The organism is Enterobacter sp. ENT02, assembly GCF_019219165.1.
Taxonomy (GTDB): domain Bacteria; phylum Pseudomonadota; class Gammaproteobacteria; order Enterobacterales; family Enterobacteriaceae; genus Enterobacter; species Enterobacter mori.
In genome coordinates this window covers 232,954-246,397 of sequence record NZ_JAHUWD010000003.1, presented here as the reverse complement: position 1 = coordinate 246,397, position 13,444 = coordinate 232,954, and the positions used below count along the sequence as shown (strand labels likewise).

Sequence of the window (13,444 nt, the reverse complement as noted above, 5' to 3'; positions counted from 1 at the left end):
TTAGTCATGCGTAAGTATTTACCTCTGCTGCTTCTGGCCTTTTCCGTTCCGGCGCTCGCCCACCCCGGCCACGGCACCGACAGCTTTCAGGCCGGTTTTCTCCATCCGCTGACCGGGCTCGATCATCTGCTGATGCTGACCGGTGCGGGCGTGCTCTCTGCGCTGAGCGGACGCAAACTCCTGCTGCCGTTTGCCACCCTCGGGATGATGCTTGTCGGTGCGATTGCGGGCAGCCTGCTCGGCGGCTTTAGCGGCATGGAGATGCTGATTATCGCCTCGCTGGCGGTATCCGGCGTGATGATGTTTAAAACTGAAAACCGCCTGCTGCTGGCGGTGCCTGCCCTGGCGATGTTCCACGGCTGGGCGCACGGCGTGGAGATGTCCGGCCACAGCTTCTGGCTCTTCACCAGCGGCTTTATGCTGGCCAGCGCCACGGTGCTGTGCGCCAGCTTTGCCGCGGGGCTGCTGCTGCGTCGTCACGACGGCCTTCGTAAGACCTTCGGCGGCGGGCTGATCGTCTCCGCCCTGCTGGCGCTGATGAGCTGATGGATCATTCCCGCCAGTTGCTGCGCCTGATGCAGCTCTCCAGCAGCAGCCTGCCGGTCGGGTCGTTTACCTGGTCGCAGGGGCTGGAGTGGGCCGTTGAGGCGGGCTGGGTCACGGACGCCGACGCCTTTAAACGCTGGCAAATCCAGCAGATGGAGCAGAGCTTTTTCTGCGTCGATCTGCCGCTGTTTATGCGTCTTTATCAGGCCTGTGAGCAACGCGATCTTACACATGCAAAACGCTGGACGGCATACCTTCTCGCCTGCCGGGAAACGCGCGAGCTGCGAGAAGAAGAGCGCAACCGCGGGGCGGCCTTTACGCGACTGATTAAGAGCTGGGAGCCGGATTGTCCGCCCGAATGGCTGCCGCTGTTTATGCAAAGCCAGCTCTGCGGCATGGCCTGGCTCGGCGTGCGCTGGGGTATTGACGCGCGCGAGCTGGCGCTGAGCCTCGGCTACAGCTGGATAGAGAGCGCGGTGATGGCGGGCGTCAAGCTGGTGCCGTTTGGTCAACAGGCCGCGCAGCAGCTGATTATCGAACTGAGCGACGACTACGCCGCTGGTTTTGAACAGGCATTTTTACGTCGCGACGACGCGCTGGGGGCAGCAACGCCGCTGTCCGCCATCGCCTCCGCGCGCCACGAAACCCAATATTCACGACTATTCCGTTCCTGAGGAGTCAATATGGCTGATTACAAACATCCCCTGCGCGTGGGCGTGGGCGGCCCGGTAGGGTCGGGCAAAACCGCGCTGCTGGAAGCGCTCTGCAAGGCGATGCGCGATACCTATCATCTTGCGGTGGTGACCAACGATATCTACACCAAAGAGGATCAGCGCATCCTGACCGAGGCGGGCGCGCTGGAGCCGGAGCGCATCGTGGGCGTGGAGACAGGCGGCTGTCCGCACACTGCCATCCGCGAAGACGCCTCAATGAACCTGGCGGCGGTGGAAGCGTTAAGCGAGAAGTTCGGCAATCTGGATCTGATCTTCGTTGAAAGCGGCGGCGACAACCTGAGCGCGACCTTCAGCCCGGAGCTTGCGGATCTGACGATTTACGTGATCGACGTGGCCGAAGGGGAAAAAATCCCGCGCAAGGGCGGGCCGGGGATCACCAGGTCCGATTTTCTGGTGATCAACAAAACCGATCTCGCGCCGTACGTGGGGGCGTCGCTGGAGGTGATGGAGCGCGACACCAACCGCATGCGCGGCGAGCGTCCGTGGACGTTTACCAACCTGAAGGCGGGTGACGGTTTAGCGACGATTATTGCGTTTCTGGAAGAGAAAGGGATGTTGCGGGTGTAGTCCTATGATCCCCTCTCCCTGTGGGAGAGGGTTAGGGTGAGGGTTACGCCTCTGGCAGTTCCGCCAGCGGCCAGCGCGGACGCACGGACACGCTGAGGTCGGACGTTGCACCGGCGTTCAGACGCACCATCCCGGCGTAAGCGATCATCGCGCCGTTATCGGTACAGAATTCCGGACGCGCATAGAACACTTCTCCACGACGCTTTTGCATCATCTCAGCGAGCTTCGCGCGCAGCGTACGGTTAGCGCTCACGCCACCCGCCATCACCAGACGCTTAAAGCCAGTCTGATCCAGCGCGCGCTTGCACTTGATCATCAACGTATCCACCACCGCATCTTCAAACGCACGGGCGATGTCGGCACGCGTCTGCTCGTCGTTATCATTATTGCGGATAGTATTGGCCGCGAAGGTTTTCAGCCCGGAGAAGCTGAAGTCCAGCCCCGGACGGTCGGTCATTGGGCGCGGGAAGACAAAGCGCCCTTCCGTTCCCTGCGACGCCATTTTTGACAGCATCGGGCCACCCGGGTAATCCAGCCCCAGCAGCTTGGCGGTTTTATCGAAGGCTTCACCGGCGGCATCGTCGATCGACTCGCCCAGCAGCTCGTACTTGCCTATGCCCGTTACGCTAATCAACTGCGTATGACCGCCGGAGACCAGCAACGCCACAAACGGGAATTCAGGCGGATTCTCTTCCAGCATCGGCGCCAGAAGGTGCCCTTCCATATGGTGAACCGGGATCGCCGGCACATCCCACGCGAACGCCAGCGAACGGCCAACCGTTGCGCCAACCAGCAGCGCGCCAACCAGGCCCGGGCCTGCGGTATACGCCACTGCATCAATCTCTTTTGCCGTTAATCCCGCTTCTTTCAGCGCCGCCTGAATCAGGGGAACCGTTTTACGCACGTGGTCACGAGAGGCCAGTTCAGGTACGACGCCACCGTAGTCAGCGTGTAATTTCACCTGACTATACAACTGGTTGGCCAGAAGACCTTTTTCGTCGTCGTAAATGGCGATGCCGGTTTCATCGCAGGATGTTTCAATACCCAGTACACGCATGACTTGTTTTACCTCGTTTCAATACCGCGCAGTGTAGAGCCTGGGCGGGTTGATGTAAAACTTTGTTCGCCCCAGGAAGAAGGCTCGTGTATACTCCTCACCCTTATTAAAGTCCCTTTCAAAATCGCATCGGTGCTTTACAAAGCAGCAGCATTTGCAGTAAAATTCCGCACCATTTTGAAATAAGCTGGCGTTGATGCCAGCGGCAAACCGAATTTATTAAAGGTGAGAGTTACATGCCGGTAATTAAAGTACGTGAAAACGAGCCGTTCGACGTAGCACTGCGTCGCTTCAAACGTTCATGCGAGAAAGCAGGTGTTCTGGCTGAAGTTCGTCGTCGTGAGTTTTATGAAAAACCAACGACCGAACGTAAGCGCGCTAAAGCTTCCGCTGTGAAACGTCACGCGAAGAAACTGGCTCGCGAAAACGCACGCCGTACTCGTCTGTACTAATTGGTTGAGGGCCTCAGCCCTCAATTGACAGACAGAGTAATAGTCGTAAGGCCGTGCTTCCGGAAGGAATGCGCGGCTTGTTTTCGTTTATAAGTCGCTTAAAATTTTGGGGCATATGGCCGGAAGAATCCCACGCGTTTTCATCAATGACCTGCTTGCCAGAACCGACATCGTCGATCTCATCGACGCGCGGGTAAAGCTAAAAAAGCAGGGCAAGAACTACCATGCGTGCTGTCCGTTCCATAACGAAAAAACCCCCTCCTTCACCGTAAACGGTGAAAAGCAGTTCTACCATTGCTTCGGCTGTGGCGCACACGGTAATGCCGTCGATTTTTTGATGAACTACGACAAGCTCGAGTTCGTTGAAACCGTCGAAGAGCTGGCGGCGATGCATAACCTTGAAGTGCCGTATGAAGCAGGCAGTGGGCCAAGTCAGATCGAGCGCCATCAACGGCAAACGCTGTATCAACTGATGGATGGCCTGAATTCGTTTTACCAACAGTCTCTTAAGCACTCTGCGGCTGAGCCTGCGCGTCAGTATCTGAACAAGCGCGGACTGAGCGACGATGTCATTACGCGTTTCGCTATTGGTTACGCCCCGCCCGGCTGGAACAACGTGTTAAAGCGTTTTGGCGGCAATAGCGAAGATCGTAAGTCTCTCATCGATGCAGGCATGCTGGTCACCAACGACCAGGGACGAAGCTACGACCGCTTCCGTGAACGGGTGATGTTCCCGATCCGCGACAAGCGAGGCCGGGTAATTGGTTTTGGTGGTCGCGTGCTGGGTGATGCCCTGCCGAAGTACCTCAACTCCCCGGAAACCGATATTTTCCATAAGGGCCGCCAGCTGTACGGTCTTTATGAGGCGCAGCAGGATAATGCGGAACCTCCGCGTCTGCTGGTCGTCGAAGGCTATATGGACGTCGTGGCGCTGGCGCAGTACGACATCAACTACGCGGTTGCGTCGTTAGGTACGTCCACGACTGCCGATCATATTCAGCTGCTGTTCAGGGTGACCAACAACGTCATCTGCTGTTACGACGGTGACCGCGCAGGACGTGACGCCGCCTGGCGAGCGCTGGAAACCGCGCTACCTTATATGACCGATGGGCGTCAGCTACGCTTTATGTTTCTGCCCGACGGTGAAGACCCGGATACGCTGGTGCGTAAAGAGGGCAAAGCGGCGTTTGAAGCGCGGATGGAGCAGGCTCAGCCGCTCTCCACGTTTTTGTTTAACAGCCTGATGCCGCAGGTCGATTTGAGTACCCCTGACGGGCGCGCGCAGCTCAGTACGCTGGCGCTGCCGTTAATCAGCCAGGTGCCCGGCGAAACGCTGCGCATCTATCTGCGTCAGGAGCTAGGCAACAAGCTCGGCATTCTGGACGATAGCCAGCTTGAACGTTTAATGCCTAAACAGGCTGAAAACGGTGCGGTTCGCGCCGCGCCTCAGCTAAAACGCACAACCATGCGTATACTGATAGGGTTACTGGTGCAAAACCCCGAGCTTGCTCCGCAAGTGCCGTCGCTGGCGGGTTTGAACCACGAAAAATTGCCCGGACTTGGCTTATTTTCAGAACTGGTCAACACTTGTTTGTCTCAGCCAGGTCTGACCACCGGACAACTTTTAGAACATTATCGCGGCACAAAAGAGGCCGCTACCCTTGAAAAATTGTCGATGTGGGACGATATAGCAGATAAGGACATTGCAGAAAAAACGTTCACCGACTCGCTCAACCATATGTTTGATTCGATGCTTGAGTTGCGCCAGGAAGAGTTGATAGCTCGCGAGCGCACACACGGTTTGAGCAGCGAAGAACGCCGGGAGCTCTGGATGATTAACCAGGAACTGGCGAAGAAATAAGTCAAAGACAACAGTATTTAACGGCTTAAGTGCCGAATATCGATCGGGAAGCCCCCGGCAGCCGCACTGAGAGGCAGCGGCAAAAATATAAGTACGCCCTCGCTTTAAAGGTTGGCAGCCCCATCGCCGACACCAATCAAACGAAATAAGTGTGGATACCGTCTTATGGAGCAAAACCCGCAGTCACAGCTGAAACTTCTTGTCCAACGCGGTAAGGAGCAAGGCTATCTGACCTATGCCGAGGTCAATGACCATCTGCCGGAAGATATCGTCGATTCAGATCAAATCGAAGACATCATCCAAATGATCAATGACATGGGTATTCAGGTGATGGAAGAAGCACCGGATGCCGATGATCTGTTGCTGGCTGAAACCTCCAACAACACTGACGAAGATGCGGAAGAAGCTGCTGCACAGGTACTGTCCAGCGTGGAATCTGAAATCGGGCGTACCACTGACCCGGTCCGCATGTACATGCGCGAAATGGGTACCGTTGAACTGTTGACCCGCGAAGGCGAAATTGACATCGCTAAACGCATCGAAGACGGGATCAACCAGGTTCAGTGTTCTGTTGCTGAATACCCGGAAGCCATCACCTATCTGCTGGAACAGTACGATCGCGTTGAAGCTGAAGAAGCTCGCCTGTCCGATCTGATCACCGGCTTTGTCGATCCGAACGCTGAAGAAGATATGGCGCCTACCGCCACTCACGTCGGTTCAGAACTGTCTCAGGAAGAGATGGATGACGACGAAGACGAAGATGAGGAAGAAGAAGACGACAGCGACGACGACAACAGCATCGACCCTGAGCTGGCACGTGAGAAGTTCGGTGAGCTGCGTACCCAGTACGAAGTGACGCGTGACACCATCAAAGCGAAAGGCCGCAGTCATGCCGCCGCTCAGGAAGAGATCCTGAAGCTGTCTGAAGTGTTCAAACAGTTCCGCCTGGTGCCAAAACAGTTCGATTACCTGGTGAACAGCATGCGCGTCATGATGGATCGCGTGCGTACCCAGGAACGTATCATCATGAAGCTGTGCGTTGAACAGTGCAAAATGCCGAAGAAGAACTTCATTACCCTCTTCACCGGCAACGAAACTAGCGAGACCTGGTTCAACGCGGCTATCGCGATGAACAAACCGTGGTCAGAAAAACTGCATGATGTGAAAGACGATGTGCAGCGCGGCCTGATGAAACTTCAGCAGATCGAAGAAGAAACTGGCCTGACCATTGAGCAAGTAAAAGACATTAACCGTCGTATGTCCATCGGCGAAGCGAAAGCCCGCCGTGCGAAGAAAGAGATGGTTGAAGCGAACTTGCGTCTGGTTATCTCTATCGCCAAGAAATACACCAACCGTGGTCTGCAGTTCCTGGATCTGATTCAGGAAGGCAACATCGGTCTGATGAAAGCGGTAGATAAGTTTGAATACCGTCGTGGTTATAAGTTCTCTACCTATGCGACATGGTGGATCCGTCAGGCGATCACCCGCTCTATCGCAGACCAGGCGCGCACCATCCGTATTCCGGTGCATATGATTGAGACCATCAACAAGCTCAACCGTATCTCCCGCCAGATGCTGCAAGAGATGGGCCGCGAGCCGACGCCGGAAGAGCTGGCTGAACGCATGCTGATGCCGGAAGACAAGATCCGTAAAGTGCTGAAGATCGCCAAAGAGCCAATCTCCATGGAAACACCAATCGGTGATGATGAAGATTCGCATCTGGGTGATTTCATCGAGGATACCACCCTCGAGCTGCCGCTGGACTCTGCCACCACCGAGAGCCTGCGTGCTGCCACGCACGACGTTCTGGCTGGCCTGACCGCCCGTGAAGCAAAAGTACTGCGTATGCGTTTCGGTATCGATATGAATACCGACCACACGCTGGAAGAAGTGGGTAAACAGTTCGACGTTACCCGCGAACGTATCCGTCAGATCGAGGCGAAGGCGCTGCGTAAGCTGCGTCATCCAAGCCGCTCTGAAGTGCTGCGTAGCTTCCTGGACGACTAATCTGTCCTGACAGCAAAAACTCCCTGCGGGGAGTTTTTTTTGGGGATTTTCTACCGAGAGTACAAAAATTAGTAGGGGTGACCGCTTACATATGCAATTGTAAATGATATTTATTTTCATTATCATTTTTCTTTTCGTAAACTACTGTAAAGAAAAATTACATGAATTTCAAAACATTAAAAAATCAATCCCTCTGTGCGCTCGCGATTTCCCTGGCACTTCACGCGGGTTCTGTTTTGGCAAAGGATTTCACGGAAGATCAGTTTATCTCTCAGCCGCTGGGTCACGGCGTTTACGAACTGGCTTATGACGCTGGACAAAAGGCAGTCTACGCGGCCTCTGCCCCCTCTTTCGAGAAAGACAAAACCGCCGGTGAAGTGTTCCAGCTTGCGGTCGATTCACTAAACGTTAATGAGCGCATTACTACCCAGCGCCGCCCGTTTGCGGTTTCACTGGATGATGCCAGTCATATCCTGTGGTTAGGCAACGCGCTTGATGGCTCAGTGACACTGCTCGATACCCGCACCAACAAAGAAGTGAAAACCCTCCAGCTTGCGGATGCTGAGAATAAAGCACACGTCCGCGAAGTGGTTCTTGATAAGAAACACCACCGCCTGTATGTCTCCGGCATCGGCAGCGAAGGCAAAGGCGTGCTGTGGGTCGTCGACACGCAAAAACAGACGTTGCTGCTGACCCACAAACAGATGGATCCGGTCGGTTTTGCGGTCGATGAAGCAGGCGATAAAGTTTACGCTGTGACAGGCAAAGGCGAGCTAATTACCCTGGATGGCAAAACCTCGCAGGTTCTCTCCCGCGTAAAGGTTGACCCCGCTGAACCTAAACACTACTTCCTGAACATCGCGTTGAACACCGCCAAAGGCGTTGGTTTTATTGCGGATACCAACACCCGTGACGTGCTGGTTGTCCAGCTCGACTCCGGCAAAATTGTTCATCGCGTTCCAACACCGAACTCTATTGCCGCGGTCTACAACCCTGCGCGCGATGAAGTGTATGTTACCCATCGCAATGCCCGTCAGATAAGCGTTATCGATGCCAACACCTACAGCCTGAAACACACCGTCACAACGGCGGCGATGCCAAACAGCATGGTGCTTTCCCCTGACAACAAAACGCTGTTCGTCAGCGTGAAACAGGATGAAAAGGCCAACAAGGCTGACTATGTGCTCAAACTCGATTTAACCCCATTCTGAGGAGTGCGATGTGATGAACCAGACACGAACGGCGCTGGCGATGTCGCTCGCCCTCGCCACCCTACCTGCGGCAGTTTTCGCCGAGGAAACTACCCCGGCAGATGAAGATCAGCTTGTCGTCACCGCCACCGGTTTCGCGCAGGAACGCCGCGAAGCACCGGCCACCATCTCTGTCGTCGGTGAAAAAGAGCTTAACACCCGGTCGAACCAGAACGTCACCGAGGCGCTTCGTGAGATGCCCGGTGTATTAGTGGGCAACGGTAACGGAAGCCTGGCAACGGGTGATGTGCAGATGCGCGGCATGGACTCGACCTACACCTCTTACATGGTGAACGGTATCAAACAGGGTACCCGCGAATCCCGCCCTTACGGGCACCACATCGGCACCGAAGCGGCCTTTTTACCTCCGCTTGCCGCTATCGAGCGTATTGAGGTGATCCGTGGGCCGATGTCCTCCCTGTATGGCTCTGACTCCATTGGCGGCGTGGTGAACGTCATCACCAAAAAAGGCTACAACCTGGATGCATGGACCGGCGTACTGGAAGATAACTACTTCCTGCAGGAGAAGAGCGAGTACGGCAACACCAACCAGACCAACGCGTTCCTGATGGGGCCGATTATTCCCGGCAAACTCGGGGTGAGCGTGGCGGCGGATTATCTGGACCGTCGCGATGACGACAGCCAGAACGATGAGCGCTTTGTAAAGCACCAGGCCGGAAATCTGGACGCGACCATCAACATGTCGCCGACCGATACCCAACTGTGGGATTTAAATGTCGTTAAAGGGCATCAGGTAAAATCACACAACGATAAAGCCTGGGAATGGGATTTTGACCGCGATGCTGCGTCGCTTTCTCAGCACGCCTGGTACGGTGACGATTTGCTGGAAGCGAAGAACTTCGTCAGCTACGAGAACGCCAAAACCGAATATCGCGTTCCGGGGATGAGCTCGCAGTTCATCAAACAGCGTAACTACGAGGCCAATAGCGCGAACACCTTTACGCTTGGCGATCACAAGCTGACGCTGGGGATTAACTTCACCCGCAACGAGCTGGACGACACCTTCGGTATTGCAGACAAGGAAGTGCCAGGCGTCACGCCAGTCAGCAAAATCACGCGTAACGGCTGGGCGGTCTTCGCCGAAGACGCCTGGATGATGGTGCCGGACTTCACCCTCACCACCTCAGCACGTCTCGATCACGACAGCTATTTTGGCTACCACGTGACGCCAAAACTCTACGGTAACTGGACGATTGATGAAAGCTGGGCGCTGAAAGGTGGCGTCTCTGCGGGCTATAAAAAACCGGATCTGCGCCAGAACAACGAAGGCTTCACCAGCGTTTACGGTTCGTATCCTTATTCCTATATTGGCATCGGTAACAACGACCTTAAGCCCGAGCAGAGCGTCAACACCGAACTGGGCGTTTACTGGCAAGAGGACGCGCTGGCGCTGGATGCCACCGTGTTCTTCACCAAATTTAAAGACAAGATCAGCGACTACACCATCTGTACCGCAACGGCTACGCAGAAGTGTGTGTACAACGGCTATGAAGCGGAAGAGGTCTCCCAGTACTTCAACGTCAGCGACGCGGAAATTTATGGTCTGGAGCTGAACGGTGACTGGCAGGTCACGCCCGCGCTGAAGGCTAACGCGAACTACACCTATACGCACAGCGAGCAAAAGAGCGGTCAGTACAAGGGGGAAGCGCTGAACGAATTCCCGAGCAGCATGGCCAACCTCTCCCTGACGTGGAACGCGCTTAACGATCTTGAGCTGTGGACCAAAGCCAGCTGGCGCAGCAACACGCCGAACACCGGGAAATCGACATCCACAGAGGCCTATGCGCTGGTTGATTTAGGCGCACGGTACCATTTCAACAAGCGCATCACGCTGATGGCGGGGGTCTACAACCTGTTCGACGTGAACCCGATCTACAAAACGTCCTATAACCAGTCTTCCCTGCTGGAAGGACGCCGCTACAACATGGGCGCACGCTTCGAGTTCTGACAGTGGTGCCGGAGCCTCTGGCTCCGGCAGCTACAGCCCGCGCACCATCAGCGCCTCATCCAGTTCGCGATAGGCTTCAACCAGCTTATCCAGCGTTGCCCTGTTTAACCCGCTTGGGTTTGGCAGTACCCACACCTGCGTAACGCCGATGCGAATGCTCTGTTTACCCCACTGCGCCCCGCGCTGGCTGAATGCCTGCTCATAAGCCTGCTTGCCGAGGATAGCCAGCGCAGCGGGCTGATAATCCTCTATTTTCTTGACCAGTTCCCGCCCGCCGCTGCGTAGTTCATGCAGATTGACCTCGGTTGCCTGCACCGTAGGACGCTCGACCAGCATGGTGATCCCACAGCGCGTATCCAGCAGGTGTTGCTCCTCTTCTGGCTTGAGTAGCCTGTCGGTAAAACCTGCCTGATAGATCACCTTCCAGAAGCGATTTCCCGGATGAGCGAAGTGAAAACCGGTGTGCGCCGAGGATTTACCCGGGTTGATACCGCAAAATACTACCCGCAGGCCAGGGGCCAGAATGTCGTTAATCATCTTTACTCCCACTGATACATCGTTATGGAAGTATAAAGGATTGATTATGCATTGTTTATAAAAACAGCAGGCAGGAGTGAATGGCTGGATTGCTGCGGGGAGTTACTTTATAATTCACCGCCACGGCCCCTTAGCTCAGTGGTTAGAGCAGGCGACTCATAATCGCTTGGTCGCTGGTTCAAGTCCAGCAGGGGCCACCAAATTTTAGCTTTAAAATCAAAGAATTAAGCCACTCTACTGAGTGGCTTTTTTTTCACTAATAGTATGAATGTCGCAAAAGTGTCGCATGAGACTCACTTTGCTGTGGTAGTTCACGCGTTTTGCATCTCCCTTCCGTATGTTGCCTGATGTAAACTGTTACCGTTCATGAAACCAAGTTATTTCATGATGAACGGTGGAAACATATTAGTACTGCAAAGAATACTAGGACATACTGATATCAAAATGACAATGCGATACTCGCATTTTGCACCATCTCACTTAATTGAAGCTCTAAAGTTCAATCCATTATCAAAATCTATTAAAAAGGATGCTGAAGATGATCGATGAAAGCTTAAAAAGGTATCTTGACTATTACATTGAACAAGCTGAACCAAGTTACGCCGTTCTCATAACAGGGGATTGGGGAATAGGTAAAACTTATCAAGTGATGAATTCATTGCCTAAAGAAAAAGTATGCTATGTCAGTTTATTTGGCTTGAGTTCCACAAGTGAGATATACGCTAATGTCTTCGCAGAAATGTATCCAACAAGAAATTTTTTAAAAAAATCTGCTACAGCTGTTAAAGATTCCACCGCAGAATGGAATGATATAACGTTTGGAGCAGGAAATATTATTAGTAGCCTTGCCGATGCCTTTATAAAGGAGAAAGTAGATAATACAAAAATCATAGTTTTTGATGATCTTGAAAGATGCTCAGTAAAATTAAAAGATATTCTTGGCGCTATAAACAAATACACCGAACATCATAAATGTCGCGTACTTGTAATTGCTCACGACTCAGAAGTAGAATCAGAATTCATAACTACAAAAGAAAAAATAATTGGTCATACAATCAAAATAAAACCTCAAGTGGATTCTGCTGCCGATAGTTTCTTTTCCGAAACCGTCAGATTAAAACATCATAACAATATCAAATCATTCATAGTTTCTGCATTTAAAAAATCACAGTGCCAATCACTGCGAATACTTCGACATGTTATTAAGGACTGTGAAAGATTAACCTCTTGCCTTACATATATTAAAATCAAAAACGATGAGGCTATGCAGGAATTATTTAATACATTTTCAACATTGAATATTGAGTACAGACTAGGTAATATCCTTTCTGTTGAACTTATGAGCTTACAAAATGAATTCCATAATCACAGCTACTCACTACCAAGTTTAGAAGCTGGCGATGAAGAAAATGAAGAAGCAGACCCGAAAGAGAAAAGATTGAAAAGATTATTTTCAAGTTATTCTCAAGAGATTTTTTCGGGTGGAATCCTCAATGATGAGCTTATTTATTTGATGCTTGTTGAAGGCATATATCCAAAAAGTAAAATAAGAGACAAAATCAAACAATCAAGATATTTTCAAGAAAAAGCAAATATCGAAGTGCCAGCTTGGCTGAAAATCCAAAGTTTCGATTATTTGGATGATGAAGTTGTTAACAATTCTAAAGTCGAGATGCTTAAACAATTTGAAAATAGAGAGGTGACTGAAACCGGGACTATGCTTCATATGTTTCACTTGATGTTTTTAATGTCATATATCAATGTAATTGATAAGTCCTTAGAGGAAACTCTTAATGATTGCAAAAAATACATAGATGACCTTGTTAACAACAATAAATTACCATTTGATAATCCAAATGAAAGTATATTTGATAGCTTTTTAGAGTCGAGTGCACACGGCCACGGATTTTGGTTATATGAAGTTTACAGTCAACATATTAATGAAATTAGAAAATACATCAAAATAAAGCGTAAGGAAGCATTAATTAATAACTACCCTGAATTTTCAAGGGAGATAATGCAGGCTTTAAATGATAATTTAAATGAGTTCAAATTACTTTTAATCGGTGAAGGTTCGACTTTAGGAAAATATTCCAGAATTGACATATTATCTACCATACCTCCTGAAGATTTCGTACTTACATGGCTGTGCAAACCCTATAATGACTGGGACAGAATTAGAAACATTCTAATAAATAGATATACTAATGGCATTGCCAAAAATATTTTGGCTAGTGAAAAAGAATGGTTGCGCTCAGTAATTGTCACACTAAAAATCGAAGCGATGAAGTTAGAAGGATTTGAACGCCTCAGGATAGAGAGACTCATCCCTGCACGTGCAATGCAGTATCTATAGTGTCGCAAAAGTGTCGCGCAAACTTCAGATTATTGGCTAATATTGGTGGATATTGGGTCTTTAACTTATTGATTTTAAATTAAGTAATTGTTTTTGCTTAGGCTGTAA

The 13,444-nt window shown here is 51.7% G+C and carries 11 protein-coding genes, 1 tRNA gene and 1 pseudogene; 11 read left to right on the top strand and 2 right to left on the bottom strand.

The annotated features are described in order from the left end of the window. The first annotated feature begins 6 nt into the window (after positions 1 to 6). The 3 genes from KW829_RS12160 to ureG are packed head-to-tail and all read left to right on the top strand — an operon-like array spanning position 7 to position 1,847. Positions 7 to 546 (top strand): HupE/UreJ family protein, encoded by a 540-nt coding sequence (locus KW829_RS12160; protein ID WP_029741751.1) that lies wholly within the window; start codon positions 7 to 9, stop codon positions 544 to 546. Beyond that, positions 546 to 1,220 carry an urease accessory protein UreF gene (locus KW829_RS12155; protein ID WP_218308303.1) on the top strand — a complete coding sequence of 225 codons (675 nt, stop codon included), beginning with the start codon at positions 546 to 548 and terminating at the stop codon, positions 1,218 to 1,220. The genes KW829_RS12160 and KW829_RS12155 overlap by 1 nt, the downstream gene beginning before the upstream one ends. A gap of 9 nt (positions 1,221 to 1,229) precedes the next feature. After that, positions 1,230 to 1,847, top strand: coding sequence for an urease accessory protein UreG (gene ureG / locus KW829_RS12150; RefSeq protein WP_010435731.1), 618 nt, complete (start codon positions 1,230 to 1,232; stop codon positions 1,845 to 1,847). Between the two features lie 43 nt (positions 1,848 to 1,890). Here the strand turns inward: ureG and tsaD are convergent, their stop codons facing one another. Next, positions 1,891 to 2,904, bottom strand: a complete 1,014-nt coding sequence (gene tsaD / locus KW829_RS12145) for a tRNA (adenosine(37)-N6)-threonylcarbamoyltransferase complex transferase subunit TsaD (protein ID WP_010435734.1) — start codon at positions 2,902 to 2,904, stop codon at positions 1,891 to 1,893. A 236-nt stretch (positions 2,905 to 3,140) separates the two neighbouring features. Here tsaD and rpsU point away from each other — a divergent pair, with 236 nt between their 5' ends. The 5 genes from rpsU (at position 3,141) to KW829_RS12120 (ending at position 10,443) form a co-directional block, all read left to right on the top strand. Continuing rightward, a complete protein-coding gene (gene rpsU / locus KW829_RS12140; protein WP_001144069.1) occupies positions 3,141 to 3,356 on the top strand; it encodes a 30S ribosomal protein S21 in 216 nt (71 codons plus the stop codon). Between the two features lie 115 nt (positions 3,357 to 3,471). Next, positions 3,472 to 5,217 (top strand): DNA primase, encoded by a 1,746-nt coding sequence (dnaG, locus tag KW829_RS12135; protein ID WP_218308302.1) that lies wholly within the window; start codon positions 3,472 to 3,474, stop codon positions 5,215 to 5,217. 135 nt (positions 5,218 to 5,352) lie between these two features. Continuing rightward, positions 5,353 to 7,224 (top strand): RNA polymerase sigma factor RpoD, encoded by a 1,872-nt coding sequence (gene rpoD / locus KW829_RS12130; RefSeq protein ID WP_260662717.1) that lies wholly within the window; start codon positions 5,353 to 5,355, stop codon positions 7,222 to 7,224. Between the two features lie 161 nt (positions 7,225 to 7,385). Further along, a complete protein-coding gene (locus KW829_RS12125; RefSeq protein WP_218308301.1) occupies positions 7,386 to 8,435 on the top strand; it encodes a YncE family protein in 1,050 nt (349 codons plus the stop codon). 10 nt (positions 8,436 to 8,445) lie between these two features. After that, positions 8,446 to 10,443, top strand: coding sequence for a TonB-dependent receptor domain-containing protein (locus KW829_RS12120; protein ID WP_218308300.1), 1,998 nt, complete (start codon positions 8,446 to 8,448; stop codon positions 10,441 to 10,443). Between the two features lie 30 nt (positions 10,444 to 10,473). Here the strand turns inward: KW829_RS12120 and mug are convergent, their stop codons facing one another. After that, the gene (gene mug, locus KW829_RS12115; RefSeq protein WP_089601111.1) at positions 10,474 to 10,980 is read right to left on the bottom strand and encodes a G/U mismatch-specific DNA glycosylase; all 507 of its coding nucleotides are present in this window, start codon (positions 10,978 to 10,980) and stop codon (positions 10,474 to 10,476) included. A 124-nt stretch (positions 10,981 to 11,104) separates the two neighbouring features. Between mug and KW829_RS12110 the strand changes: the two genes are divergently transcribed. The 3 genes and pseudogenes from KW829_RS12110 (at position 11,105) to KW829_RS12105 (ending at position 13,336) form a co-directional block, all read left to right on the top strand. After that, a tRNA-Ile gene (locus tag KW829_RS12110) sits at positions 11,105 to 11,180 on the top strand. Positions 11,181 to 11,355: 175 nt separating this feature from the next. Then, a pseudogene (locus KW829_RS22935) lies at positions 11,356 to 11,529 on the top strand (site-specific integrase); the annotation flags it as partial. Continuing rightward, positions 11,519 to 13,336, top strand: coding sequence for a KAP family NTPase (locus KW829_RS12105; RefSeq protein WP_218308299.1), 1,818 nt, complete (start codon positions 11,519 to 11,521; stop codon positions 13,334 to 13,336). The pseudogene KW829_RS22935 and the gene KW829_RS12105, both read left to right, overlap by 11 nt. Positions 13,337 to 13,444 lie beyond the last annotated feature (108 nt).

What these genes read in the sequence shown, in the direction of transcription:
- ureG (WP_010435731.1), top strand. Translation starts at nt 1,230, where the DNA reads ATGGCTGATTACAAACATCCCCTGCGCGTGGGCGTGGGCGGCCCGGTA.
- tsaD (WP_010435734.1), bottom strand. Translation starts at nt 2,904, where the DNA reads ATGCGTGTACTGGGTATTGAAACATCCTGCGATGAAACCGGCATCGCC.
- KW829_RS12105 (WP_218308299.1), top strand. Translation starts at nt 11,519, where the DNA reads ATGATCGATGAAAGCTTAAAAAGGTATCTTGACTATTACATTGAACAA.
- KW829_RS12155 (WP_218308303.1), top strand. Translation starts at nt 546, where the DNA reads ATGGATCATTCCCGCCAGTTGCTGCGCCTGATGCAGCTCTCCAGCAGC.
- mug (WP_089601111.1), bottom strand. Translation starts at nt 10,980, where the DNA reads ATGATTAACGACATTCTGGCCCCTGGCCTGCGGGTAGTATTTTGCGGT.
- KW829_RS12160 (WP_029741751.1), top strand. Translation starts at nt 7, where the DNA reads ATGCGTAAGTATTTACCTCTGCTGCTTCTGGCCTTTTCCGTTCCGGCG.
- rpsU (WP_001144069.1), top strand. Translation starts at nt 3,141, where the DNA reads ATGCCGGTAATTAAAGTACGTGAAAACGAGCCGTTCGACGTAGCACTG.
- dnaG (WP_218308302.1), top strand. Translation starts at nt 3,472, where the DNA reads ATGGCCGGAAGAATCCCACGCGTTTTCATCAATGACCTGCTTGCCAGA.
- KW829_RS12125 (WP_218308301.1), top strand. Translation starts at nt 7,386, where the DNA reads ATGAATTTCAAAACATTAAAAAATCAATCCCTCTGTGCGCTCGCGATT.